This is a genomic window from Marivirga atlantica (assembly GCF_016734805.1).
GTDB lineage: Bacteria > Bacteroidota > Bacteroidia > Cytophagales > Cyclobacteriaceae > Marivirga > Marivirga atlantica.
Window position 1 is genome coordinate 386225 of sequence record NZ_JAERQG010000002.1, and the last position, 23615, is coordinate 409839.

Sequence of the window (23615 nt, forward strand, 5' to 3'; positions counted from 1 at the left end):
GTAAACGTTTGTAAACGTTTGTTGTCGTTTACTTGAGTGGCTCTTTGTCGGTTTCGGTGAAACATGTATTCATTAAATATATAGTCAAACTACACATTTTAACTATATGAAACAAAGCAGTAAGATTACTTAAGCTTCAACCGAATAGGGGTAAAGATATTCATGCTGAACATAAACGTGAGATAGATTTAAGAAACCAACAATTCCTCAGCACTTTTCATGGCCGATTCACTTGGCTGCTCACCGCCAATCATCTTGGCAATCTCTATCACGCGCTCTTCTTTACTTAATAGTTTTATTTTACTAACTGATTTCTCAGCAGAATTATCTTTATAGACAAAATAGTGTTTATGTCCTTTAGCGGCTATCTGAGGTAAATGGCTGATGGTAATCACTTGATGGCTTTTAGCCATTTTTAGCATCATATTGACCATTTTAAGAGCTATCTCTCCGGAGATACCTGTGTCAATTTCATCAAAAATGATGGTTGGCATGGCTACCTTATCAGCCATTACAAACTTAAGGGCGAACATCAATCGCGAAAATTCACCTCCTGAAGCTACACTCTTAAGTGGTTGAGGTGCAATGCCTTTGTTGGCACTAAATAATATGGAAATATCATCAAAGCCACTTTTATCCGGTGCTTGCTTTTGATGGTTTACCTTAATGCTGGCATCGGCCATACCTAAATCGGAAAGCAACTGTATTAGCTCTTTCTCAAGTGCTCCAAAACCTGCTTGTCTGGTCTCAGTAAGCTGTTCGCCAAGCTTATTTAATTGTTCTGTTTTCTCTGCAAGTGCATCTTCAAGCTGTTTTAAATGATCTTCAGCATTTTGGGTAGTATCAAGCTTTTCATCTAAGGCATCTTTGATTGATAATAGCTCTGTAACACTTTCAACATGGTGTTTCTGCTGAAGCTGATAAATAAGACTTAAGCGCTCCTGGGTTTGTATCAATTCATTCGGATCATGCTCGAAACCACTATTTTCTCTTTCTACAGCTCTGGCTATATCTTGCACCTCAATAAAGGCACTATTTAACCTTTCGAATAAATCCTGATATTCCTTATTATATTCCTGAATGCTTCTTAAAGCTTCCACTGCATCATGTAAAGAGTTGTTAGCAGAATACTCTGATTGTTCTAATATGGTATCTGCTTCAGACAATTTCTGCTGAATGTACTCACCATTCTCAAGTACTTTTAGACGCTCTTCCAGCTCTTCTTGCTCACCCTCTCTTAAAGCTGCTTTTTCAAGCTCGTCAAATTGAAATTGATTAAAGTCGTGTTCCTGCTGTAGTTGTTGAGCATTTTGCTGATAGCTATTGAGTGTTTTCTCAGCTCTTTTGTATTCCTTATAAGTTTGCTGATACTTTGAAAGAAGTTCATTGGTAGCGGTAAAAGCATCAATAATTTGTAGTTGAAAATCTTGATCGCCCAATAGCAAAGTTTGGTGTTGTGAATGCACATCCATCAGGTAGGCTCCCAGACTTTTTAGGATGTCTAATGTTACAGGAGTATCATTGATGAAGGCACGTGATTTCCCACTCGCACTTATTTCTCTCCTCACAATGCATTCATCTTCATAATCTAGATCTTCAGCTTCAAAAAAACCTTTAAGTTGGTAGTGTTTGATGCTAAAGGTGCCCTCTACTACACATTTTTCATCTTCCTGATAGAGTACTTTTGTATCCGCTCTTTTACCCAAAAGCAGCCCTACAGCTCCAAGCATAATAGATTTACCAGCCCCGGTTTCACCTGTAATGGTGTTTAATCCGGCATCAGGCTCAATGTGAAGTTCTTTTATAAGCGCATAATTTTTAATAATGAGCTTTTGTAGCATACCAAAGAAGAATTTTTCTCTTGCTGTCTAAATTAGATTAATCTTGAAGGAAGCAAAGATAGCCAATCTAATTTAACATAGCTTCATATCGCTCCGAATTTGCAGGAGCAACATCTCGCATAATGTTATAGGCTTTTCTACGAAGTGAAATATCGCCTTCTTTAAAAATACTGATGATTTCATCCACCTTTGTCTGCATTAAGATGGTTACGAATGGTTCGTTAGGATTGATTTTATTTGCCTTTTGTATGTTCTCCAGTGCCTTAATAATATTGGCTCTTGCCTCTTCAGGCTTTTCATGCATCAAATCGAGCCCTTCTCTATGGTAGAGGTATAGTGCTTGTCTCACTGGTTCCAGCTGAGAATTAAGAATTGATTGAATCAATGCAAACCTGCTATTAATATTGCCAAACTGATCCCAGCCCGAACCAATTCTTTGTTGGTTGGCAGAACGAGCAATGTCTAAAGCTTCATCGTAATAAGCTTGCCCGCCTAATTCGGAGTAGCTATCCATATCTAGTCCTGTTATAAGGTTTGCATAGAAAGCAAGAACACTCACCAACTGTTCATTAAAGCCATTAGGTGAGTAGTCCATAGGTTGTGATTCTACATAGTCAAAAGTGAAGTTAAGATCAGCGGAGTTAAGCATCACAGATTCATAGGTTGAGTTATAGACAGGCCTAACCGATTGCACCTGCATCTTAGTCTCAAATTGTCCTGTTTTGGGAATTGAAATAATTGAAATAGCCATTACTCCCTTGATGCGTTCAAAAGGCTCTAATTCCTGCTCAACCCAGTTTCTGTCATTCATAAACTGCTTGAAAGAATTCTCCATGCTGGTAAAAACTCTCGTTTCTGAAGTATTGGCAGCTGTAGCATCCACTTTAACTTCAAAAAATAAGTCCTGAGCAGAAAGCACCTTTATTTGTAAAAGCAGTAATGAAAGGAGAAATAGTTTTTTTTGCATCACTCTTGTGTAATCTGTTCTAATATAATTTGAGCTATTTCCGATTTAGGAAGCAATGCTGATTCGTATTTCAGACCATTTTTATCGAAAATCTTCACCTGATTTGTGTCGTAACCAAAAGCTGATTTTTCATTTCTCAGGCTATTGAGAACGATCAGGTCAAAGTTTTTATTTTGAAGTTTCTTTTTGGCGTTGCTTTCTTCATTCTCCGTTTCCAACGCAAAGCCAATTATTTGCTGATGAGCTTTCTTCTTTGCTCCAAGGCTTTTGGCAATATCTGGCGTTTTAACCAACTTAAGCATCATTTCATTAGAGTCATCAGTCTTTTTGATTTTCTCCGTGGCTTGGGTAGCTGCTTTGTAATCAGCAACGGCAGCCGAGAGCACAGCAATATCGGTCTTTGAAAAATACTTGTCGGCAGCAGCATGCATTTCTTCGGCAGAAGTAACTTCAATGATATTTGCCAATCCAATAGGCTTATCAATGTTGGTAGGCCCAGTGATGAGCGTAACTTCAGCACCAGCATTTTTAAAGGCAGAGGCAATAGCATACCCCATTTTACCTGACGAGTGATTTCCTATAAACCTTACAGGATCTATTGCCTCATATGTTGGCCCTGCGGTGATAAGTACTTTCTTACCTTTAAATTTTTGATCCTTATTAAAGAATTTCTCAAGCGCTATCAATAAATCTTCTGGCTCCTGCATTCTTCCCTGACCTGACAGGCCACTGGCCAATTCACCAGATGCTGATTCGAAAATTATGTTACCATAACTTTTGAGCTTGTCTAGATTATCTTTAGTGCTCTGGTGCTGGTACATATCTAAATCCATTGCAGGGGCGAAGGCAACAGGGCACTTTGCAGATAAGTAAGTAGCTATTAATAGATTGTCGCAAATACCGTGAGCGCATTTAGCAATGGTATTGGCTGATGCAGGAGCAATCAATATTAAATCAGCCCACAGGCCTAATTCAACATGATTATTCCATTCACCGGTTTCATCTTTTTGGAAGCTTGATAAAACAGGCTTTTTGGAGAGGGTACTTAGCGTTAAAGGCGTAATGAATTCATTGGCTGCATCGGTACTAATGATTTGTACTTCAGCACCGCTTTTAACCAACAAACGGGTAAGTATTGCTGATTTATATGCAGCAATGCTACCCGTTATGCCTAAAACTATTTTTTTATCCTTAAGCAAGGATGATTATTTTTCAGTTTCCTCTTCTCTTTTACGAGAATAAACTTTTCCTTCTAAAAATTCTTCAGTAGCCAAGATAGTTGGTTTCGGCATTCTTTCGTAGAATTTTGAAATTTCTATTTGCTCTCTGTTTTCAAAGATTTCTTCAAGGTTATCAACAGTAGAGGCAAATTCAGCAAGTTTAGAGCTAAGCTCTTCTTTCATTGTGCTAGAAATTTGTCTGGCTCTTTTAGAAACGATAGCTACAGTTTCGTAAATGTTTTCAGTGTCTTTTACCAACTCTTGAATATCTCTGGTAACAATTGATGGATTTGCCATTATATTAAATATTTAATTTTCGTAATTTATTTAATGCGTCTTCGTAGATGTCTTCAGCTTTACGAAGATATTCTCCACTAGGGTAATCTTCAATATAGTCTTGATAATAATCTAGCGCTTCGGTAAAACGCTCTTTCTTTTTGCTTTGAATACTCACATCGGCCAGCTTATACATGGCCTCAATTTCAAGATACCTTATTTCTTCAATATATTCTGAGTCAGGATAATTATTCTGGAAGTTATCAAAAGCTACCAAAGCGGCTTTTAAGTACTCGCCAGTCATGAACTTCCTTAATTTATAGTAGAGTAAAGCATTTTCGTAGGCTTTTTTCTCTAATTTCTGCTGAAGTTCATTCAACGCATCTTCTGCTTTAGGAACAAACTCAGAAGAAGGGTATCTGTTTATAAATCCTTGAAGCGCTACAATAGCTTCTTTGGTACTTGTTTGCTCTAAATTATACCTTGGTGAATCTTTGAATAATGAATATCCATACATAAAGCGCGCTTCTTCGGCAAAATCACTTCTACCGTAGGTTTCATAAAAGGTTTTGAAGTAATGGGACGCTAAAAGATAAGATTCTTCATAATAATAGGTATAGGCATAAATAAAATTCGCCTTTTCAGCTTTTGCTGAACCTTTTATAATAGGTAGAATTTGCTCTAATAATACGCTTGATCTATAGTAATCTTTGCTTTCATAATACTTGATGGCTGCGTCATATTTCTTTTCCCAGTCATCGCTTTTTTGAAGCTTTCTGAAATCACTGCAGCTAGCAAGTAGCACTGAAATAAGTACTGTAAATAATATGTTTTTTGACGAAATACGCATAAGGGTGCAAAGATACATTTGTTTTATGTATTGAACAATTTTAATTCAAACGTATTGCCTTAGAAAAGATTGGATTGGTACTTATTTCTTTACAATTAATTTTCTAGTGGCTAGTCCTTCATCATTGATGAGCAGGGTATAGAAATAAACACCAGGCTTTAATTGCTCAGTATCTAATTGCAGTTCATTCTCTCTTGGATCAAGCTTATATTCCTTTATAATGCTGCCAAGAACATTTTGCAGCACAATTTTGGTTTGGCTACCATCATTACTTAATGAATAATGCATAATAGCCTGATCAATAGCAGGATTAGGGTAGAAGTTATTTACAGTGAAATTATCATTCTTAAAGAAAATTTCATCCTGAATTTTATTAGAAACAGCGATATTTAAATCTAGTATTAAATCTTTTCTGTAGTTTAAATCTTTTATCTCAAGTGGTATACTACTTTTAAACTCAGTAAGACCACCTCTTAGGATCAGCTCAATGTCATCTGAAGTACTGTTGCCGTCTAACTTAATAATAATACTTGAAGAATTACAGTTACCATTATAACATAAAACAGCATTGCTACCGCCTAAAAGTAATTTCTGATCCAATGAAACGGATAATTCCTTATTAAAGCTTGAAATATTCTTAATTGTAAATTTGCTGCTTTTGATGGACTGAAGATTTGTTTCTAACTCTTTATTCAAACCTATTACTTCAAAATCCTGGGCCTTAAGTGCGCCCATTGTAATAGTGAAAAGCAATATGGTTATTAAAAATCTCAAACGAGTAAAGAAGTATTGTAATTTTCTTTAGTAAAAATATAATAAAAAAATTAGAAATGCCTAGAAATCACCTAATTAATTAACCAACTATGTAATAATCCTTGAAATACTTCGTTTGGATTGGCTTTGCTAATCTTTTTCTAAACTAACCGGGTCTGGGTTAATTTGTTTATCAGGTGCGGGAAGTGCCTCTTTTACAGGTGCTTGCTCATAAAAATACTTACCAAGCACTTGTTTTTTAGTAGGTTGTCTTTCAATGAGCCATTGAAAATCCTTCAGGCGTGTTTCGGGTTCTTCAATTTCATGAGGTGGTATAAACTTACCTTCAGGATCTTTGTAAAAGGTAATATTATTCATTTCACCATCTACAAAATATAACTTCATATCGCTACAAAGAATTTTGTTTAAGCCTATGAGGGAATTATCTTTTTCATCAAGTGCAAAATAGAGTGCTTCACCATTGCCATAAACGTAGATTTTGTCCATTTGGTCGTTTTTAAGATGGGCAACCATATCTCTTCCTTTGATTTGATTAAAATTGCCAACAGTATCTTTACTTATGGTAAAAGCTTTTGTTTTTACATTGAGACGGTCCATTTTACCATTAAGGATGGTAATATCTATAGTGTCACCTGTAATTTGATTTTGATCACTCCATAGAATGGGAGATTCATAAAAGAAGATCATGGAGTCTTGCATTTTATAGGCCATGGAATCGGCAACACCTTGTAAATCAGATTTGAAGATTTTAACATTGTTATAGGCTAGCAATCTACTTAAAGAATCAAATTCCGAATCTATAGAGATAAGAGTATCTGCAGTTAGGTACAAAGTATCATTTTCAACCATTTGCTTCAATACCGGATTTCCCCAAATTTTGGTTATGCCACTTTCTTTCTTGGTAGAAGCTTCTTCACCCAATATGATGATGTTATTTTCTTCAGAAATAACTTTAACATTGCCTTTGGCTTGCGATTCATTTTTGATTTCATCGAAGAACAGATCATCACCAAAAATTTCGTAACTCTCAGTGGTGATTTTACCTTCCTGATACTTCACTCTTTTGCTAGCAGTGTAGAATTGTCCTCCTTCTTTGGCATCAACAACTTCCCCATCTTCAAGAATGGTTTGTGTTGGCCCATAAGTGGTAGCTATTTTGGTAGTACGATCGTAAAAGAGTGTGTCAGTTTTTAGGTTGTATTCGGGACTTTTTAAGTCTACATCCTTATAAAATTTAATGAGGTCTTCTGCATTTACCACATAAGCATCTTCAGCGGTTAAGGTAGTTTCACCATCTACAATTTTACCACCATTGTAAAAGCGTGCATCTTCAGTATCAGTAAAGTAATCTAAATAGTTAGTGGTCAATACAATTCTACCATCTGTATATCGGACATTTTTTCTTAACTCAGTTTTGTTGTCCTTCATTAAGTAATGCAACTCACCTGCTGTAATTGTGGTTGAGTCACCCTCTTTAATAACCACATCACCGTATACAATCATGATTCCTTGCTTGTCGTAATAGAGTGAAGAGTCTCCTGTTATTCGAGTGTCTTTTTCTTTTATGTCAAACCAAACATCATCCACTAAGCGTGTAAATCTATCTTTTCCACGGTTTACTGTTTCTGAGTAGCCACTAGAACCGTATTTAACACCGTTGCGCTGTGCCAATGCAGAAAATGATAAGATTAAGCCTAAGCCCAGGAATAATATTCGTTGGAAGTTCATACTTTTACTTTTGCATGCTCTAAGAGCAAAATTTGTGCAAAACTACAATTTTTAAAAAAGAATAATGCTTGCATCACGCTTTTTAGCATTTATTACGGAAGAAAAGCTATTTAATCGGAATCACAAACTATTGCTTGCCATTAGTGGTGGAGTAGATTCTGTTGTGCTTGCGCACCTTTTAAAAAAATCGGGTTATGATTTTTCTTTAGCCCACATGAATTTTCAGTTGAGAGGAGATGATTCTAAAAAAGATCAATTCTTTGTAGAGGAGTTGGCTAACAGCCTTGGTGTAAAATGTTTCATTAAAAAGGTGGATATCAAAAAGGGGAAGGCATCCGAATCTACTCAAATGCAGGCGAGAGATCTTCGCTATCAATGGTTTGAAGAAATAATTGAAGAAGGAGATTTTGATTATTTGCTAACTGCTCATCATGCTGAAGATTCATTGGAAACCATTCTGCTCAACCTGACTAGAGGAACTGGTGTACATGGTGCTAAAGGGATTCTTCCAAAGCACGGGAATGTAATTAGGCCACTATTGTTTGCTGAAAAGAGATCTATTACAAATTATGCAATTGAGCATGAAATTGAGTGGCGTGAAGATAGCTCAAATGCATCTGATGATTACAAACGAAATGAAATTAGGCATCATGTAACTCCCATTCTAAAAGGACAAAATCCTTCATTGCTCAAAAATTTCAATCATACAGCACGTAGGTTACAGGCTGCGGCTTATGCTTTTGATGAGATGGTTGAAAACCTTAGAAGACAATATTTTCACAAAGAGAAAGGTATCCATCACATTAATAAAGAACTTTTAAGTCATCCTTACGCAGTAGAAGTACTAGCTGAATTCTTAGTAGAATTTGGTTTTAGTTATCCGCAATTAAAGAGCATTGAGTGGTCAACTACTGGAGCTATCCTCAGTAATGCGGATTATAAAATCAATATTGATCGTGATGAGATTCTTATCACCAGCTTATCCATTGGATGGGAAACTTTTGAGGGTTTAACTTTTAGTTCTGAAGAAAAGACAGTGGCCAAGCAATTATTTGAATTAAAGCTTACTAAGCTTGAGAAGGAGAAATTTACCATAGATAAGAATCCAAAAGTAGCTCTTTTAGATTTGGACAAACTCAATAAGGAACTGCAAGTGAGAAAATGGCAGAAAGGAGATAAATTCCAGCCTTTAGGGATGCAAGGTCAAAAAAAGGTGAGCGATTATTTAATTGATGTTAAAGTACCCTTATCTTTAAAGGATAGACAATTGGTGCTTTGTTCAGATAATGAAATAGTTTGGCTAATTGGATATAGAGTAGCTGATCCTTTCAAGGTAACAGAACAAACTCGTCATATTTTACGAATAGAATATAGTTCTCATGAAGATTCTTAATCCCTTTAAAAAGACTTTTACCAACAGAGAGTTAGTACTTTTCAGGTTTCTGAAAAGTATGCCGCTTTTTGAGAGTTTAAGTTTTACGCAGTTGGCCCATTTTATACCCTTTATGCATATGCGTACCTACCGGGAAAATGAAGTTGTATTTTTTAGAGGAGATCCGAGCCAGGCATTATACTTATTGCATAAAGGTGAGCTGGCTTTATCAATTGATATGAAAGAGCGATTTGAAACTATTGGCCACTTGAGTAGTGGTACATCTTTCGGTGATGATGCACTTCTGGAGGAAAGTACCAGAATCTATAATGCCATCATTACCTCTGAAAAGGCTCAGATTTATGTAATTCCCCAAATTAACCTTTTCGAAATATTTAATCATTATCCTAAAATCAAAGCGAAAGTATTGGAGTCGTACATGAAGCAGCAGAATAATTACATGCACAGATTATTTTCAGCTTATAAAACAAATTTCGGCTTTTTCGATTTAGGAGATGTGTATGGGAAAAGAAAATAATTGTAGGCATGCATAACAATCGTTTGCAAAGAAATTTTATCTACTTAGTTCTTTTCGTAATTTCGGGCACAGAAACAATTAATTAACTATAAACCACTATAAAAATGAAAGTTACCGTAGTAGGAGCTGGTGCAGTAGGAGCAAGCTGCGCTGAATATATTGCCATAAAAGACTTTGCAGCTGAAGTTGTTTTAGTTGACATTAAAGAAGGTTTTGCCGAAGGTAAAGCGATGGATTTAATGCAAACTGCTTCATTAAACAGCTTTGATACTAAAATAACGGGAGTTACTAATGACTATTCAGCAACTGCTAATAGTGATGTTGCAGTAATTACCTCAGGTATACCTAGAAAGCCAGGTATGACCAGAGAAGAATTAATCTCTACAAATGCAGGTATTGTGAAGTCTGTTGCTGAAAACCTAATCAAGCATTCTCCTGATGTTACCATCATCGTTGTATCTAACCCAATGGATACCATGACTTATTTGGCACATCAAGCTACTGGCTTACCGAAAAATAGAATCATCGGTATGGGTGGTGCATTGGATTCTGCTCGTTTTAAATACAGACTGGCTGAAGCTTTAGAATGCCCAGCATCTGATGTAGATGGTATGGTGATAGGTGGACACTCCGATACTGGTATGTTACCACTAACCAGACTAGCTACCAGAAATTCGGTTCCTGTTTCTGAGTTCTTAAGCCAAGAGCAAATGGACTATGTGAGAGAAGAAACTAAAGTTGGCGGTGCTACACTTACTAAATTATTAGGAACTTCCGCATGGTATGCACCAGGAGCAGCTGTATCGGCTATGGTACAGGCTATCGCGAATGATGCTAATAAAATGTTCCCATGCTCTTGCTTGCTAGATGGTGAGTACGGATTAAAGGATATTTGTATTGGAGTTCCAGCATTAATCGGTAAGAATGGTATCAACAAAATTGTTGAAATCGATTTAGATGATGCTGAGAAAGCAAAGTTACAAGAAAGTGCTGAAGCTGTAAGAAAAACTAACGGCTTGCTGTAAACAAAAGCATTTTAAAGAAATGATAAACCCAGACAGTAATGTCTGGGTTTTTTTATGGCTCGCTATTATTTTCCGGCTTTGTGCTTATTAATTCCTTTAGCCTTCTAAGCTGAGTTTGACTATATCGATAATCAACCATTAATGGGCCTAAATAAAACCTTATCAAAAGTTGTTCTGTCTTTAATATCTCAGTTTGCAATTCATATGATATATCGTAATTAGTAGAGATATATCTCGAACGCTCAATGTTGTAATCAGTAATTATTTCAATTTCAGTTGAATCTGCTGTTAATACCTCTTCTGTATTAGATTCGATATTTTGCAAATTCTGATAATCAATGTTTTGTAAGGATAGCTTGAATGGTCGCTCATCTAATATTACATAAGCTGTAGATTCTAAATTATAATTACCTATTACATTATTTAATTGCAATATGTCATAGGCTTTTAGTTTTCCTATTGTATCAGCTGATGAAGTTTTAATAAATAGCTGCTTTGCCTTATCATATGAATCTTCGGAGAAGGTTGATGGATAATGTGTGAGTTCCAGCCGTTGTCTATATTCATCTTTTGCAGGATCAAATTGTGTATTAAATCTGTCAAAGCGGTTTATAGCAGATTGCATACTTATACAGCCTGAAAGAAGAACAGAGGATATTATAAAAAGAGTTAAAGGGGTAAAGGCAGTTTTCATTAGGTTGTTTATTAACCACCATACCAACAACTGTACCAATAGGCTTATTGGTATGTTATTTAATATAACCTTAAAGTTTTAAACTTGTAATACTACACCAAAGACTCTTCGTGCTCGTGGAATTTCTTCATCACATAGCGGATGCTTCTGTAGGTTTTAAGTAATACTGCTCGCATTTCGTCTTTCCCTACCCAAATAAGTTTTTCAATACCTTCGCTTTTTTGTGGCTTCATTTTGGAGTCGCTGAGTAATGACATCTTATACCACATGGTTTTCTTGAGGTGATTTTTGCCATTTCTGGTGTAGGTGTGCCAGGTTTTGCAGATATGCTTTCCTAAAATAACTTTTACGTTACATTCCTCTTCCACTTCACGAACTGCTGCCACTTCGAAATCTTCTTTTTTCTCAAGTTTCCCTTTAGGTAAATCCCACTTTTTAAGTCTATAGATGAATAGTATTTTGTTAGATTTTGTAACTATACCCCCAGCAGCTTTCACAATTTTAAATTCCTTTTTGAAAGCCTTTACCACCTCATCATAATTATGCACCTTAAAAGTGAGTGAGTCAAGGCGTTTGTTATTGTCCTGACATTGAAAATTATAGAAATCCATAATCAGGCTGATATCAGCCTTTCTGATTAAAACATCATCGATTAGTTCATCAAAACGCACTTTTTCTTTAGAGGCGTCAATAATAAGGTCATAATGTTCTCTATCAATTGTTTGCTCCATTGGTACCAGGTACACAGGAACATCATCTATAAAAATCTTCATGCACTTTAATTTTCTGCAAATAAAGTAATATAAATAGGTTCGCAAATTCAATGGTACAATTAATAAAGAAATTATTTCCTTTAACTTTGCTTCATATCCTAAATCGAAAAAAACTTTTATATGATTAAGCTTGCTTCTGCAGATACTGCACACGCTGTTGCCGAACAATTATTGAATGTTGGAGCTATTAAAATTCAACCTGAAAAGCCGTTTACATGGGCGTCAGGGTGGAAGTCACCCATTTATTGCGATAATAGGTTGTCACTATCGTTTCCTGAAACCAGAAGTATTATCAAGGATTTTTTAGTGAAGCAAGTAAAGGCGAATTATCCAGATGTAGAAGCTATTGCTGGAGTAGCTACGGCTGGTATTCCGCAAGGAGCTTTAGTGGCTGATGCACTTGATTTACCTTTTCTTTATGTGCGTTCCAAACCAAAGGGACACGGAATGGAAAATATGATTGAAGGTAAAGTAGATAAAGGACAAAAGGTGGTGCTTGTGGAAGATTTGGTTTCTACAGGTGGCAGCTCCCTGAAGGCTGCAAAAGCGGTGGAAGAAGCTGGAGGTAAAGTATTAGGTATGGCTGCCATTTTTACTTATGGATTTGATCTTGCAGAAGATAACTTCCAAAAGGCAAATGTTGAATTAGTTTGCCTTAGCAATTATGAATACTTGCTTGAAAAGGCTTTGAAGATGAACGTAATTGAGCAAAAAGATGAAACCACTTTAAAAGAGTGGAGAGCTAACCCTGCTGATTGGGGTAAATAGTAGTGTGGTACCTTCTTGTCTTAATCGAATAGCTCAATACTGCTGAACCGCTTGATAAGAGCGAGCTGAATGCTTAAAATATTGTCGTTATTATCTGCATTTCCGAAGGTGGAGATATTGTCTAAATAATCGTTTTGCGTGTTCATAAGACCGAAGCGTGCTTTAATGCCAAAGTTGTTCTCAAAAAGATAATGAGCCGAAATGCTGGTAGGAAGCATTACACTGAAACCTGTATAGCTTTCTCCTGCTGCTCTTGAATCGAGCTGATCTATCAGAGGATTATTAAGCCTATCATACACATTAAAACGCATGAAGCCGAATCCTTGAGCTATTGAAATGGCCCAGTTTTCTTTACGGATGATATGGTATATAGCTTCAAAATGCAAGCTTTGAAAGTTGGTAAGCGCAAAGCTGTTGATATTGAATTCACTACGGTCGATGAATTTACCTTCTGGATTTTCCGAGACTATCTGCCCAATATTCAGATGTATGGCTCCTGTCAATTTCTTTTCGTTTTTGTCAAACTGAAGAAATAGATTAAAAGTCTGTGAAGGTTTTTCATAACCATCTGACAGGTCAGTTTTAGCGAGGCTAGCTCCAAACCCCAGACCTATTAATTTGTAGGCGGTGCTATCTTGCTGAGCGAAGAGCTGTACTGTAAAGAGAGACACTAATATGATGGTGAGTATAATCCTCATGTTTTGAATTTAAACATATTCTTGTGAGAATATTGAATCAATTAAGAACAAAATTTAATTCTTTCTTTTCACATTTTTAATAATCAGGTTTTTAGCCCAATTTTCTACAACCTTGCTTCCCGATATAATAAATTCTTGCCCTTTAGCAGCTGACTGGAAATAATGCGCTTTAAAGGAATTCTTAGAATGATAAGTGATGCGTGCGTCTTCAAAAATATCGGGTAGTTGCCATCTGCTTTTTGAGTATCCCTGCTTGGTCAATACTAAATCTTTAGAGAAAGTGAATGAACTTGATCCGCTGAAGGCTGGTGCAAAGCTTAGGTTCTCATTAGCTTCAAAAATGCCATTTAAGTTTTTAGCTAAATACCGAGGTGCCGCATGAGGATGATCAGCAAAATGTTTCTTTAGAGACTCATTGTCTGTATGAAGCTTACTTACTTGGAAGTAAGCATAAATCAAATGTTGATCAGGTGCATCTTTTACATAGCTTAACTTTCCATTTATATAGGCTGTTTGCCGAAAAGTACCAAAGAAAAGGAATAGATCATCTTTTCTAATATCATTATTAATTAAATGGCCAAGCGCACCATCAGCTTGTCCAAAAGTTGGTTGCCAGGATTGCTTTCTGGGAAGTGCTTCTTTTCTTAAATCAGGATCTAAATGACATGTACTTTCAGCTTTAAGATGGGTGTTAGGTTTCAAGCTTTTAATGATGTTGTAATAGCTTTGATCCTTATGTATTAAATCAGTTAACTGAACAGCTTCTTCAGCTAAAGGAATAGGTAAAGACAATAAAGTACCATCTGGCAAAATAGGACTGGCTTGCTTTCCGTACTGGTTGTCAAATCCTTTTCTGCTTAGAATGATTTTCATGAATAACTCAGTATGGTAAGAAAAATCATCCCGACAAGGGCTAGAATGGCGTATAGTGGTAACAGAAACTTTAGATATTTATCATAACTGATTTTTACCAAACCAAGAGAAGCCAAGACCAATCCGGTAGGACTCACACTATTGAATAAACCATTACCAAGTTGGTAGGCATTTACAATTACTTCTCGTCCTATATTGGCACTGTCAGCCAAAGGAGAAATGATAGGCATGGTTAAAACGGCCATCCCCGAACTTGAAGGAATAAAGAATGTTAAGCCTTGATAGATGAAAAACAGTACGTTTACAAACACGCCTTTATTCATTCCTGAAGTAAGCTCACTTGCGTAGAAGAGGATGCTGTCACTTATCAAGCCATCATTCATTAAAATGGTAATACCTCTTGCCAGGCCAATGATAAATGTAACGCCTAGTAAATCTCCAGCACCTTGCATGAATGATTGAATAAAATTGTTTTCCTTCATCTTAGATATGAAGCCAATCATAATAGCTCCGGTAAAAAAGACAGTGGTCATTTCTATGTACCACCAACCCCATCGGGAAACACCTAAAATCATAATGACGAAGCAGGTTGTAAAAATGAGTAGAATGAATCTTAGCCTTACAGTAAGCGCTATATTGTTTGCCTTTCCAGCCTCTTTTACATAGGCTAAAGTGTTGGTAGCTTCTCTATCGGTTAAAGACTTCTCAGGATTGTTTTTAACTCGCCTGGCATAAATGAGTATGTAAATAATAGTTATTGATATGCATATTACATACACCAAAAGCCTCCCTTCCAGGCCACTTGTCCAGCTTATACCAGCGGCATCTGATGCAATAATGGTAGCAAAAGGATTTACTGTACTGCACATTACCCCAATGGCCGATCCCAGAAAGATGCTGGCAAGGCCTACCATGGTATCATAGCCTGCTGCCACAAAAATAGGAATCAGAATAGGGTAGAAGGCGAGTGTTTCTTCAGCTAAGCCGAAGGTACTTCCTCCCAAAGAAATCAATAAAGTGGTAAAAATAATCAACAGGAATTCTTTTCCTTTTAGTACTTTAGAAAGCCATCCCATGCCAGCATTGAAGGCTCCAGTGGCATTCATGATGCCAATAATTCCGCCAATGATTAAAACTAAAAAGATGATGTCAGCAGCTTCTATAATCCCTTTCATCGGTGCTGATAAAAATTCGAAAACACCCTGAGGTTTACTGGCAAGCTCTTGATAGGTACCTGGTATGCTAATAGGTTTATAAATGGCTCCACTGGTAAATTTCTCCAATGGAATCTTGATATTAAGCTGCTCCAGGCTGGCTTGAGAGGCAGGTATAGAGTAGCTGGAATCTGCAGTTTGCACGCTAAACATTTCAGTAGAAGCCTCATAGCTTAGGCTATTATAACTTCCTGCAGGAATAAGCCAGGTTAACAAAGCTACTAGCCCTGCGATGATTAAAAGGATACTTTGTGCTGCTGGGAATTTCATTTCTGCTATTTGCTTTAAGATAATCGAGAAATTCAAATATAGAAAAATAGGTTAAGCTAAGTATAACTTACAGAGATAATCAAAGTAGTTGGCTTTTATTCCAAGCAGCATTTCATAAATTGTCTTTAAAATTAAAATAGATGGATTTAGGCGTTAATATTATCGGTGCATATCACTCAGCTTTTGGTAAACTAGAGCAAGAGACTTTATATTCTTTGTATGAGCAAGCAGCTAAAGGTGCATTGGAAGATGCTCAAACTGAGGCTGGGGCCATCGATGGTATTTTTGTTGGTAACTACAGTGGAGGAGCCTTTAATAATCAGGAGAATATTGCTTCTTATGGAGTGAATGCTATTCCTGAACTGCGCCATAAACCGATGTACAGAACAGAAACAGCTTGTTCTTCTGGTTCTTCTGCTATTCACATGGCGATTATGGCTATTAAGTCTGGTATGATGAAACGTGCTTTGGTAGTAGGAGTGGAGAAGATGACTGCGCTTGATATCAAAGGCGTTACTGAAGCATTGGCTATGGCTACCTATTGGCCAGAAGAGGGTAATAAGGCAGTAAATGCGCCCTGTATGTTTGCTGATTTGGCTAAAGGCTGGATGAGGCAATATAATTTCACCGAAGAACAACTAAGATCGTGGTTGGCTCAAATTTCAGCCAAAGCTTATAGTAATGCGGCTGAAAATCCCTTGGCGCAGTTGCAAAAACCAAGAACTGCTGAAGAGATATTATCCATACCAGATGAGAAAAATCCGATGATTAATTTCCCATTGCGACTGCATGACTGCTCTTTGGTTTCTGATGGTGCTGCTGCACTGGTGCTTGAGGCGGCTGATTTGCAAAATGATGAGGCAGTTACTTTTAAAAGCTTCTACAGCGCAGCTGATTATCTCGATAGCTTTGGGAAAAATAAGTCTGATCATTTTCTGGAAGGGGCTTCTTATGCTGTGAAGCAATGCCTGCAAGATGCAGGCATGAAGATAGATCATATGGATGTAGCTGAGATACACGATTGCTTCACTATTACCGAAATGGTTTTATACAGTGCTATGGGGTTAACTCCGGCAGGCAGAGAATTTGAAGCTATTGAAAGTGGAATGGTTGGACCAAAAGGTAAATTACCTGTTAATTTATCAGGAGGATTGAAAGCCAAAGGTCACCCGATTGGAGCTACAGGTGTTGCTATGCATGCAGCCATTTATAAACAATTGATGGGACAGGCCTGGGGCATTCAAAAGGAAAATGCTCAAAGAGGAATGGTAGTGAATATAGGTGGTTCAGGAACTTCCAATGCGGTGAGTATTTTAGAGAGGAAGTAGTGCTCGTATAGCTACCTCTCTCTAGGATCAGTGTCTTTATATTGATCTAAAAAAGGGTTTTTAATTACAGGTTTATATACAAGTGCTTTTTTGACAGGATGCTTTTTCAGTTCTGCTTTTGGCCGTGTTGGTCTCTTTTCAAATCCGCCACCACAATTAGGGCAGACGTTGAATAAAATATTATCTACACAATCTTTACAAAATGTGCACTCATAAGTGCAGATCATAGCTTCAATGCTATCATTTGGAAGTGGCTTTTCACAATTCTCACAGGTGGTTCTTATTTCAAGCATACTTTTTTATCAGTAAATATGAATTAAAATTAACAGGTTACTCATGGTCCTCAAAGAATTGTCGTTGAAACTGCATGGCTTATTACTGCCTACGAAAATACATAGCCCATTTGAAACAGCAAAGGTATTGTTGGGGTGAATTTTTGGGGATAATACGGGAAAGGTAACGACCAGCTAAAATCCGTAGGCTGGACACTTGTAATTATCGGCAAAGTATCCTGTCCCGCAAAACTTTGCAAGTACCTCACTAAGCCTATGGATTTTAGCATATGTTACTAGCTTTTTTCATGATTCTTTCCTTTTGACCTTTTCATTGTGCTGTAATTACATGTCCCGTTTTCTATGTACTCGATTTTATGTTCGGACAAAAGCTTCATAATAATTAGCCTTGTTTCTTCCTCATTAAATCCAAGTTTTTCTCCTAAATCAATTTCATTCAATTGACCATTATCTTCTTTCAGGGCAATGTAATACTGATTTTTATTTTTCATAATTCGGTTGTTTTCGTGTAGCAATCATCATATGTGGACTAAATGGTAAGAGAGTCCTGTCATTTTCTGTGATTCGGAGAAGGTTCTTAAGTGTTTCTCTTTTTTTACCATTCATCATATTTCCAAAAAAATCTTTATCTAACCAAATCATACCTTCAATAGCATAAGTGTTGAGGTGTATTAGATTTTGTCCAAGAAATTCGTCTTTTAATTCCTCCGGTTTATGGTAATATGCTTCTGCCAAGAGCCATGGGAAATCATCAGGAGGGTTATGAATTCCACTTGTTAATTCTTTCTCGCAGAGGCTAAAAAATGGTTTTTTATGGATCATACCGTTTAAAAGACCCACGAGAGTTGAAGCAGTATAGTTTATTGCAAACCCTAGTATAACACCACCTTTTTTCGCAACCCTTTGTGCTTCACTAATGGTTCGCTCTCTATCTTCTTTTCTTTGGAGGTGGTATAGAGGACCATGTAAAATAACCATATCTGCAAATTGGTCAGGTAAATCAAGATTACGGGATTCACCTAACTGAACAGTAAATTTGTTTTTCAATTTGTTCGCTCGGTTTCTGGCCAGGTGAACATGCTTGAGTACTGGTTCTACTAAGTGAACGTTGTGCCCTTTTTTTGCCAGCCATTCGGAATATTTACCTGTCCCACCACCCACATCAATTATGGTGGAAGATGGGGAGTTTATATATTTTTCAATTAGTGACTTAATTCTTTCAAACTCGAATACTCCCATTCCTTTGTCGAGTCTGGTTTCTTCGGATGCTCTGCTATAAAAAAGCTCTATATCTCTACTTATTAACTGCTTACTATTCATCTTATGATTATTCAATCTCAACAGACTGCTAGAAGTGTCACATTTAGCAATATGATGAAGCAATTGGTACGATGACCAATTGGTTGTTACTGTAAATTTTTGATTACAAGGAAGGGTATTATTATCCAGTCATTAAGAATTAGACAACTCCAATGTCTTGTTTACTCTTTTTGAAGAGTTTGCCTTTTGTGCAAGGCTTCAGATAATATTTGATGTTAGTAAAACAGATGGCTAAGATAAGAATTATTGGCTAGTTGTTTCGCCTTTTTCACGAACAAATAAATGCACATAAGCTAGGATAATAAGGGGAACAATAACCAATCCACTCAGGAAGTTTAATAAGGAAGCCCAATCTCCCAATTCACTTCCACCATGAGAGATCAGAAGCATTTCCCCCAAAGGCCCTTTAGAGAATATTGTGTTGTACGTAAAGTTCCAGCCGAGGTGAAGTCCAAATGGCAGCATGATAGATTTTGTTTTAGCAAACGCCCATGCCCATCCGTAACCCATTAATCCAGTCCCAATAAAAACGAAGATCATAGGCATCACATTTCCTATAACTCCGTAAGAGAACCAATGGTACACTCCGAACGCAATTGCAGATATCATGACTCCCTTTCGGCTGCCTACCTTTCCAATCAGAATATATAGCAGAACTCCTCGAAAAATCAACTCTTCTGTAGATACTGACTTTACATCCCACAATGAGGATTGCAAGATGCTATGAAGGTTAATATTGTCAGCTACTTCCCAGCTAGATGATTTTAGAAATGCCTCTAGAAACTGTGTTAGCAAACAGAGTAAGGCCGAGAGTAAAAAACCATTTAAAAATTGTGTGACCCGTTTTTTAAAAGGCAGTAACCCTAAGGCTAATACACTTTTCTTTTCAAGAAGGTAAAAAAGTAACCAAGAGATCAGAACAGCTATTAATATTCCTATCATAATATTATCAATATATAAGCGTCTTCTTTAGTACTATTTGATCCCTAAGCTGTATTCCATTTTCAATAATGGCCTGATCATAGTTGGCCAGAAAATAGTCCTTTCTTATAGCGTCTTGTTCAAAACCATTTCGCTTATAGAACCTCAATGCATCTAAAGAGCTATCTCCAGTGCCAACAAGTATATATTTTCTTTTATAAATCTTCTCGATTTCCTGAAGACACCAGCTCCCAATTCCCTTATTTTGATAATCGTTGATTATAGCCAGATTTTTTATTTCAATCGTTTGGCTGTCAATTTCTTGAATGGCACAAACGCCAATTGTCTTCAGATGATATTTTACAAGGTGACTTTTGCAGTCATGAACGTACTTGTCAATAGCATTTGTTGATTCATCGGCTAGTAATAAAAGTTCATATGGAATAGGAGCACTATTAGGTATTTTATAAAGACTTAATCCTGCTAGATTCATAGCCCTTCAACAGTGTATAATTTATTCATTTGCTTACTCATTACCTTTTCAGGAGTCAATTTCATAATACCTCTGAGAGCCAGTTGTCCTAATGTACTATGTGCCATTTTTCCAAAAGTCCACGAATTGTTTACCACATAGTCAACTTTTTTTCTTCGCTGATTTTCGAAGGCTTTGAAAGCAGCTAACGAAGTGTTAGTGTTTTTCAGAATGTTGCTTATGTAATATGCATCTTCAATACCTTGACAAGCTCCCTGCCCCATATTTGGTGTGGTGGCGTGAGCCGCATCACCTATTAGGCAGGTGTTTGAATCATGCCATGTGCTCAGTCTTTTTAAATCCATAAGCTCAGCTACGTGCATGTCACCTGATGCCTCGATTATGTCTTTCACTATTAAGTCAAAATCTTTAAATAGTGTCGATAGTGATTTTTTGGTAATGTCCTTTGGAGCTATTTCTTTGTTAACCACAGCAAAAAAGTATACGGAATCTGAAGATAATTGAGAAAATCCAAATCGGACTTTATTCCCCCATACTTCTTTTCCTTCATTTCTAAGGTAAGTAGGTAGTTCTATATTGGCTATCCCTCTGCAACAGATTTGTCCGGAAGTATGAAAATCAGAAGGTAGGCCCATTGACTTCCTCACATTTGATTTGATCCCATCTGCACCCATAAGCAAATCTGCCTGAATGGTTGTATGCTTAAAATGGATTTCAATTTTACCATTATTTGTTTCGTGTTTTGTATATGGCATTCCGAGTTTTACAATCCCCAAATGGTCACATTTATTGTAGAGAAGTTGCTGGAGCTTCCATCGATGAATCGCTATGGTTTGATTCCCATAACGATCCGCCACCACTTGATTTTTGATTCTTTTGATGGGTTTTAAATTAGGGTATGTAATTTCCATTTTGTTCAGCAAACACCCTTCTTTTAGTATATCCCGATAGATCCCTAACCATTGTAAAACTTGAATAGCATTGGGTTGTAACCATACACCTGCTCCAATTTCATTCAAGTTTTCAGCTTGTTCGTAAACTGTTGAAGGAATGCCAACTTTATTTAAGGCCAAAGCAGTTGACAGGCCTGTAATTCCACCTCCTATGATTACTATTTCCATTATTTATCGTATTTTAGGTCAAATATACTAAAATAGGTCAAGTATACTAATTTTATGAAAACAAAGAATAGAATTCTTCAAACAGCTTTGGAGTTATTTAATGAAAAAGGGATCAATGAAGTCACATTAAGAGGGATAGCACTTAATGTTGGGATGAGTCAAGGAAACTTGAATTATCATTTCAGAACCAAATCAGAAATTGTATCGGAGTTATACTACAACCTAGTGGAGGAAATGGACGAAGCAATGAAGAAAATCACACTGGATCAGCCTGTTTTTTCATTACTATATGAAAGTTCTCTGGTTTCCATGAATATTCTATACAAATACAAATTCATTGCTCAAGATTTACATAGTGTTTTGGAAAGTAATAGTGAATTGAAGGTGCATTATTTAGCATTACAAAAAATGCGTAAGCAACAATTTCTATTTCTTTTTCAAAACATGATCGCTGAAGACCTAATGAGAAAAGAGGAATTGAAAAATGAATATGAACGACTTTACGAGCGCATGAACATTCTCGGTGATAATTGGATTAATTCTGCAAACCTATTTTTCCAAGAGCGTTCGTCAAAAGTAGCTCATTATCATTCTTTATTATTTGAGGTGATTTTTCCATACTTGACACAAAAAGGGAAAGAGCAGTATCTTAAATCGTTGTAATTATCCACATTGATGATAATTCTTGGAGGATTTTAGGGTGTATTTAATTTAAAGTTTGTTGCTCATTTTTCGTGCCCTATTGCTGGTAGCACCCGAATATATAAACTATTAGTTACTATATCCAGCAGATATAGCAACTTTAGGTTGTTATATTCCTTTTATAAGTTTCCTCTAAAACAAAAAAGCATCCCATTCTCACAGGATGCTTTTCTTATATCAATTTTACTTGGTTTTATTTCTTCAGACTTGAAAAGTCGAAATCTTCTAAAAACTTAGTGGTGAACATACCTGATTGAAATTGCTTGTCATCCATCAGTTTAATATGGAAAGGTATAGTAGTTTTTACACCTTCAATCACAAACTCTTCCAAAGCACGCTTCATCCTAACTATCACTTCTTCCCTTGATTGACCTGAAACTATTAGTTTAGCGATCATTGAATCGTAGAAAGGAGGAATCACATAACCGGCATACACATGGCTATCGACACGTACACCATGTCCGCCTGGTAAGTGCAGGTTAGTAATTTTACCCGGACTTGGTCTAAAGCCATTAGCTGGATCTTCCGCATTGATACGGCACTCCATTGCATACAAATGTGGCTTGTAGTTTTGCCCTGAAATAGTTTGACCAGCAGCTACTTTAATTTGCTCTTTTATTAAATCAAAGTCTGTTACTTCTTCCGTAATAGGGTGCTCCACCTGAATACGCGTATTCATTTCCATGAAGTAGAAATTGTTATGCTTATCCAAAAGGAACTCAATGGTACCGGCACCTTCGTAACCTACGGCTTCCGCACCTTTGATAGCAGCTTCACCCATTTTCTCACGAAGCTCATCGGTCATTACCGGGCAAGGAGTTTCCTCAACCAATTTCTGGTGTCTTCGCTGGATAGAGCAATCTCTTTCAGACAGGTGACAAGCTCTTCCTGTTTTATCACCTACAATTTGCACTTCTACGTGACGAGGCTCTTCCACGAATTTTTCTAAATAGAGGCCTGCATTACCGAATGAAGCACTTGCTTCCTGGCGGGCATCATCCCACGCTTTTTTGAAACCATTATCGTCCTTCACGATTCGCATTCCTTTACCACCACCACCGGCAGTAGCTTTTAGAATTACCGGGTAACCCATTTCATTAGAAAGTTTTAAACCTTCCTCAATAGATTCCAATAGTCCTTCAGAACCGGGAATTACAGGCACGCCAGCTTCTTTCATGGTCGCTTTAGCAGTAGCCTTATCACCCATTTTGCTGATCATCTCCGGAGCAGCACCGATAAATTTGATACCATATTCACCGCAAACTTTCGAAAATTCGGCATTTTCAGATAAGAATCCGTAACCCGGGTGAATGGCATCTGCATTCGTAATTTCTGCTGCAGAAATAATATTCGGAATATTTAAATAACTGTCCTTACTTTGGGCGGGGCCTATACATACAGCCTCATCAGCAAAGCGAACGTGTAAACTGTCTTTGTCAGCAGTAGAGTACACTGCTACTGTAGAAATGCCCATTTCCTTACAGGTTCTAATAACCCTAAGGGCAATTTCTCCTCTATTGGCAATTAATATTTTCTTAAACACGACTTTCTATTTT

General features: G+C 36.9%; 25 protein-coding genes. 6 read left to right on the forward strand and 19 right to left on the reverse strand.

Annotation, left to right across the window (positions count from 1 at the left end):
• Positions 1 to 188 precede the first annotated feature (188 nt).
• The 7 genes from recN to JKP34_RS09110 all read right to left on the reverse strand — a co-directional run bounded on the left by recN (position 189) and on the right by JKP34_RS09110 (position 7656).
• Positions 189 to 1841: a DNA repair protein RecN gene (recN, locus tag JKP34_RS09080; protein WP_201919975.1), complete on the reverse strand. Its 1653-nt coding sequence runs from the start codon at positions 1839 to 1841 to the stop codon at positions 189 to 191.
• 67 nt (positions 1842 to 1908) lie between these two features.
• Positions 1909 to 2808 (reverse strand): type IX secretion system protein PorD, encoded by a 900-nt coding sequence (gene porD / locus JKP34_RS09085; protein WP_201919977.1) that lies wholly within the window; start codon positions 2806 to 2808, stop codon positions 1909 to 1911.
• Positions 2808 to 4007, reverse strand: coding sequence for a bifunctional phosphopantothenoylcysteine decarboxylase/phosphopantothenate--cysteine ligase CoaBC (gene coaBC, locus JKP34_RS09090; RefSeq protein ID WP_201919979.1), 1200 nt, complete (start codon positions 4005 to 4007; stop codon positions 2808 to 2810). The genes porD and coaBC overlap by 1 nt, the downstream gene beginning before the upstream one ends.
• Positions 4008 to 4013: 6 nt before the next feature.
• Positions 4014 to 4328 (reverse strand): DNA-directed RNA polymerase subunit omega, encoded by a 315-nt coding sequence (locus JKP34_RS09095; RefSeq protein ID WP_201921514.1) that lies wholly within the window; start codon positions 4326 to 4328, stop codon positions 4014 to 4016.
• A gap of 1 nt (position 4329) precedes the next feature.
• Positions 4330 to 5172: an outer membrane protein assembly factor BamD gene (locus JKP34_RS09100; RefSeq protein WP_201919982.1), complete on the reverse strand. Its 843-nt coding sequence runs from the start codon at positions 5170 to 5172 to the stop codon at positions 4330 to 4332.
• Between the two features lie 63 nt (positions 5173 to 5235).
• On the reverse strand, positions 5236 to 5889 hold the full coding sequence (locus JKP34_RS09105) for a T9SS type A sorting domain-containing protein (protein WP_201919983.1): 654 nt from the start codon (positions 5887 to 5889) through the stop codon (positions 5236 to 5238).
• 168 nt (positions 5890 to 6057) lie between these two features.
• Positions 6058 to 7656, reverse strand: coding sequence for an OstA-like protein (locus JKP34_RS09110; RefSeq protein WP_201919985.1), 1599 nt, complete (start codon positions 7654 to 7656; stop codon positions 6058 to 6060).
• Between the two features lie 64 nt (positions 7657 to 7720).
• Between JKP34_RS09110 and tilS the strand changes: the two genes are divergently transcribed.
• From tilS to mdh, 3 genes are all read left to right on the forward strand, one after another.
• A complete protein-coding gene (gene tilS, locus JKP34_RS09115; RefSeq protein WP_201919987.1) occupies positions 7721 to 9049 on the forward strand; it encodes a tRNA lysidine(34) synthetase TilS in 1329 nt (442 codons plus the stop codon).
• Complete coding sequence (locus JKP34_RS09120) at positions 9036 to 9566, forward strand: cyclic nucleotide-binding domain-containing protein (protein WP_201919989.1); 531 nt, start codon at positions 9036 to 9038, stop codon at positions 9564 to 9566. Before tilS ends, JKP34_RS09120 begins: the two co-directional genes overlap by 14 nt.
• 104 nt (positions 9567 to 9670) lie before the next feature.
• The gene (gene mdh, locus JKP34_RS09125) at positions 9671 to 10591 is read left to right on the forward strand and encodes a malate dehydrogenase (RefSeq protein ID WP_201919991.1); all 921 of its coding nucleotides are present in this window, start codon (positions 9671 to 9673) and stop codon (positions 10589 to 10591) included.
• Between the two features lie 52 nt (positions 10592 to 10643).
• Here mdh and JKP34_RS09130 read toward each other — a convergent pair whose 3' ends face one another.
• Positions 10644 to 11216 (reverse strand): hypothetical protein, encoded by a 573-nt coding sequence (locus JKP34_RS09130; RefSeq protein ID WP_201919993.1) that lies wholly within the window; start codon positions 11214 to 11216, stop codon positions 10644 to 10646.
• Positions 11217 to 11377: 161 nt separating this feature from the next.
• On the reverse strand, positions 11378 to 12058 hold the full coding sequence (locus JKP34_RS09135) for an NUDIX hydrolase (protein ID WP_201919994.1): 681 nt from the start codon (positions 12056 to 12058) through the stop codon (positions 11378 to 11380).
• Positions 12059 to 12181: 123 nt separating this feature from the next.
• On the opposite strand from JKP34_RS09135, the gene pyrE reads away from it, so the two are divergent.
• Complete coding sequence (pyrE, locus tag JKP34_RS09140; protein ID WP_394368673.1) at positions 12182 to 12826, forward strand: orotate phosphoribosyltransferase; 645 nt, start codon at positions 12182 to 12184, stop codon at positions 12824 to 12826.
• A gap of 20 nt (positions 12827 to 12846) precedes the next feature.
• Here pyrE and JKP34_RS09145 read toward each other — a convergent pair whose 3' ends face one another.
• Genes JKP34_RS09145 through JKP34_RS09155 form a run of 3 tightly spaced genes read right to left on the reverse strand, consistent with a single transcriptional unit; the run spans position 12847 to position 15881 of the window.
• Positions 12847 to 13524: a hypothetical protein gene (locus JKP34_RS09145; protein WP_201919998.1), complete on the reverse strand. Its 678-nt coding sequence runs from the start codon at positions 13522 to 13524 to the stop codon at positions 12847 to 12849.
• Positions 13525 to 13578: 54 nt separating this feature from the next.
• Entirely contained in the window at positions 13579 to 14397 is an 819-nt protein-coding gene (locus JKP34_RS09150; RefSeq protein ID WP_201920001.1) for an Nmad3 family putative nucleotide modification protein, read from the reverse strand.
• Positions 14394 to 15881 carry a YfcC family protein gene (locus JKP34_RS09155; protein WP_201920003.1) on the reverse strand — a complete coding sequence of 496 codons (1488 nt, stop codon included), beginning with the start codon at positions 15879 to 15881 and terminating at the stop codon, positions 14394 to 14396. Before JKP34_RS09155 ends, JKP34_RS09150 begins: the two co-directional genes overlap by 4 nt.
• A 140-nt stretch (positions 15882 to 16021) precedes the next feature.
• Here JKP34_RS09155 and JKP34_RS09160 point away from each other — a divergent pair, with 140 nt between their 5' ends.
• Positions 16022 to 17209 carry a thiolase C-terminal domain-containing protein gene (locus JKP34_RS09160; protein ID WP_201920005.1) on the forward strand — a complete coding sequence of 396 codons (1188 nt, stop codon included), beginning with the start codon at positions 16022 to 16024 and terminating at the stop codon, positions 17207 to 17209.
• Between the two features lie 11 nt (positions 17210 to 17220).
• On the opposite strand, the gene JKP34_RS09165 is transcribed toward JKP34_RS09160, so the two are convergent.
• From JKP34_RS09165 to JKP34_RS09190, 6 genes are all read right to left on the reverse strand, one after another.
• Positions 17221 to 17502 (reverse strand): DUF1272 domain-containing protein, encoded by a 282-nt coding sequence (locus JKP34_RS09165; RefSeq protein ID WP_201920007.1) that lies wholly within the window; start codon positions 17500 to 17502, stop codon positions 17221 to 17223.
• Positions 17503 to 17777: 275 nt separating this feature from the next.
• Positions 17778 to 17993, reverse strand: a complete 216-nt coding sequence (locus JKP34_RS09170) for a hypothetical protein (RefSeq protein ID WP_201920009.1) — start codon at positions 17991 to 17993, stop codon at positions 17778 to 17780.
• Positions 17983 to 18822 (reverse strand): class I SAM-dependent methyltransferase, encoded by an 840-nt coding sequence (locus tag JKP34_RS09175; RefSeq protein WP_201920011.1) that lies wholly within the window; start codon positions 18820 to 18822, stop codon positions 17983 to 17985. The genes JKP34_RS09170 and JKP34_RS09175 overlap by 11 nt, the downstream gene beginning before the upstream one ends.
• 243 nt (positions 18823 to 19065) lie before the next feature.
• Entirely contained in the window at positions 19066 to 19617 is a 552-nt protein-coding gene (locus JKP34_RS09180) for a CPBP family intramembrane glutamic endopeptidase (protein ID WP_236664953.1), read from the reverse strand.
• Positions 19618 to 19771: 154 nt separating this feature from the next.
• The gene (locus tag JKP34_RS09185) at positions 19772 to 20236 is read right to left on the reverse strand and encodes a GNAT family N-acetyltransferase (RefSeq protein ID WP_201920017.1); all 465 of its coding nucleotides are present in this window, start codon (positions 20234 to 20236) and stop codon (positions 19772 to 19774) included.
• A complete protein-coding gene (locus tag JKP34_RS09190) occupies positions 20233 to 21357 on the reverse strand; it encodes an FAD-dependent monooxygenase (protein WP_201920021.1) in 1125 nt (374 codons plus the stop codon). Before JKP34_RS09190 ends, JKP34_RS09185 begins: the two co-directional genes overlap by 4 nt.
• 54 nt (positions 21358 to 21411) lie before the next feature.
• Between JKP34_RS09190 and JKP34_RS09195 the strand changes: the two genes are divergently transcribed.
• Complete coding sequence (locus JKP34_RS09195; protein WP_201920024.1) at positions 21412 to 22020, forward strand: TetR/AcrR family transcriptional regulator; 609 nt, start codon at positions 21412 to 21414, stop codon at positions 22018 to 22020.
• A 232-nt stretch (positions 22021 to 22252) separates the two neighbouring features.
• Here JKP34_RS09195 and accC read toward each other — a convergent pair whose 3' ends face one another.
• Positions 22253 to 23602: an acetyl-CoA carboxylase biotin carboxylase subunit gene (gene accC, locus JKP34_RS09200; RefSeq protein WP_201920027.1), complete on the reverse strand. Its 1350-nt coding sequence runs from the start codon at positions 23600 to 23602 to the stop codon at positions 22253 to 22255.
• Positions 23603 to 23615 lie beyond the last annotated feature (13 nt).